The organism is Nocardioides pantholopis (assembly GCF_003710085.1).
Taxonomy (GTDB): domain Bacteria; phylum Actinomycetota; class Actinomycetes; order Propionibacteriales; family Nocardioidaceae; genus Nocardioides; species Nocardioides pantholopis.
The window spans coordinates 2,662,501-2,665,000 of record NZ_CP033324.1; the positions used below are offsets into that span (position 1 = coordinate 2,662,501).

At 54.6% G+C, this 2,500-nt stretch carries 1 rRNA gene (cut by both window edges); it reads right to left on the reverse strand.

What is annotated here, in order from left to right:
• Window positions 1-2,500: ribosomal RNA gene (locus EBO35_RS12780) — 23S ribosomal RNA — on the reverse strand (it extends past both window edges: 487 nt to the left, 131 nt to the right).

The following is a 2,500-nucleotide window of genomic DNA, read 5'->3' on the forward strand; positions in this document are numbered from 1 at the left end:
CACATGCCGACGCCGGATCACTAGTTCCGACTTTCGTCCCTGCTCGACATGTCTGTCTCACAGTCAAGCTCCCTTGTGCACTTACACTCAACACCTGATTGCCAACCAGGCTGAGGGAACCTTTGAGCGCCTCCGTTACATTTTAGGAGGCAACCGCCCCAGTTAAACTACCCATCAGGCACTGTCCCTGATCCAGATCATGGACCTAGGTTAGACATCTAGTACGACCAGAGTGGTATTTCAACGTTGACTCCACAACCACTGGCGTGGCCGCTTCACAGTCTCCCACCTATCCTACACAAGCCGAACCAAACACCAATACCAAACTATAGTAAAGGTCCCGGGGTCTTTCCGTCCTGCCGCGCGTAACGAGCATCTTTACTCGTAGTGCAATTTCGCCGAGTCCACGGTTGAGACAGCGCCCAAGTCGTTACTCCATTCGTGCAGGTCGGAACTTACCCGACAAGGAATTTCGCTACCTTAGGATGGTTATAGTTACCACCGCCGTTTACTGGGGCTTAAGTTCTCAGCTTCGATCTTGCGATCTAACCGGTCCCCTTAACCTTCCAGCACCGGGCAGGAGTCAGTCCGTATACATCGTCTTACGACTTCGCACGGACCTGTGTTTTTAGTAAACAGTCGCTTGGGCCTGGTCTCTGCGGCCCTTCACGCTTCCCCAGCTAGTGGGTACACGATCCGGGCCCCCCTTCTCCCGAAGTTACGGGGGCATTTTGCCGAGTTCCTTAACCATGGTTCGCTCGATCGCCTTGGTATTCTCTACCTGATCACCTGAGTCGGTTTGGGGTACGGGCGGCGCGTAGCTCGCTAGAGGTTTTTCTCGACAGCATAGGATCACCGACTTCCCCAAAAGGGTCCCCATCACATCTCAAGATCGACATTGAAGTCAGGCACCCGGATTTGCCTAGGTGCCTCCCTACATGCTTGGCCGTACACAACCATCGGTACGGTTCGACTACCTTCCTGCGTCACCCCATCGCTTGACTACTACCAGTTCGGGTCCCACGCTACGCCACACCCTCTCGCCCCGAAGGGTCCGATAGATGTGGTTTCAGATGGTTAGCATCACCAGGTTCGTCATGGGCGCTACTTTGCCGGTACGGGAATATCAACCCGTTGTCCATCGACTACGCCTGTCGGCCTCGCCTTAGGTCCCGACTTACCCAGGGCAGATTAGCTTGACCCTGGAACCCTTGATCATTCGGCGGCAATGTTTCTCACATTGCATTCGCTACTCATGCCTGCATTCTCACTCGTGTCGCGTCCACACCTGGATCACTCCGGCGCTTCACTCGCGACACGACGCTCCCCTACCCATCCACACACCTGAACCACGAAGGCTAGGAGAATATGTGAATGCCATAGCTTCGGCGGATGACTTGAGCCCCGCTACATTGTCGGCGCGGAATCACTTGACCAGTGAGCTATTACGCACTCTTTCAAGGGTGGCTGCTTCCAAGCCAACCTCCTGGTTGTCAATGCGACTCCACATCCTTTTCCACTTAGTCACCGCTTAGGGGCCTTAGCTGATGGTCTGGGCTGTTTCCCTCTCGACTACGGAGCTTATCCCCCGCAGTCTCACTGCCGCGCTCTCACTTACCGGCATTCGGAGTTTGGCTAACGTCAGTAACCTTGTAGGGCCCATTAGCTATCCAGTGCTCTACCTCCGGCAAGAAACACGCGACGCTGCACCTAAATGCATTTCGGGGAGAACCAGCTATCACGAAGTTTGATTGGCCTTTCACCCCTATCCACAGGTCATCCCCTCAGTTTTCAACCTAAGTGGGTTCGGTCCTCCACGCGGTCTTACCCGCGCTTCAACCTGCCCATGGATAGATCACTTCGCTTCGGGTCTTGAGCGCGCTACTGAATCGCCCTATTAGGACTCGCTTTCGCTACGGCTTCCCCACACGGGTTAACCTCGCAACACACCGCAAACTCGCAGGCTCATTCTTCAAAAGGCACGCCGTCACAAGATCCGAAGATCTCGCTCCGACGGATTGTAGGCACATGGTTTCAGGTACTATTTCACTCCCCGCCAGGGGTACTTTTCACCTTTCCCTCACGGTACTTGTCCGCTATCGGTCATCAAGGAGTATTTAGGCTTAACAGGTGGTCCTGCCAGATTCACACGGAATTTCAGGGGTTCCGTGTTACTTGGGATCCCGCACCAGAGCCACGACCTTACACCTACGGGGCTATCACCCTCTACGGCGCCGCTTTCCAACGGACTTCGACTTCAGACGTGGTTTCTTACTCTGTACTCCACCGGCAGATGGAATCGCACGGTCCCACAACCCCCCACACGCAACCCCTGCCGGGTATCACACGCATGAGGTTTAGCCTGATCCGATTTCGCTCGCCACTACTCTCGGAATCACTATTGTTTTCTCTTCCTGTCGGTACTGAGATGTTTCACTTCCCGACGTTCCCTCCACACACCCTATATATTCAGGTGCAGGTAACTGGACATGACTCCAGC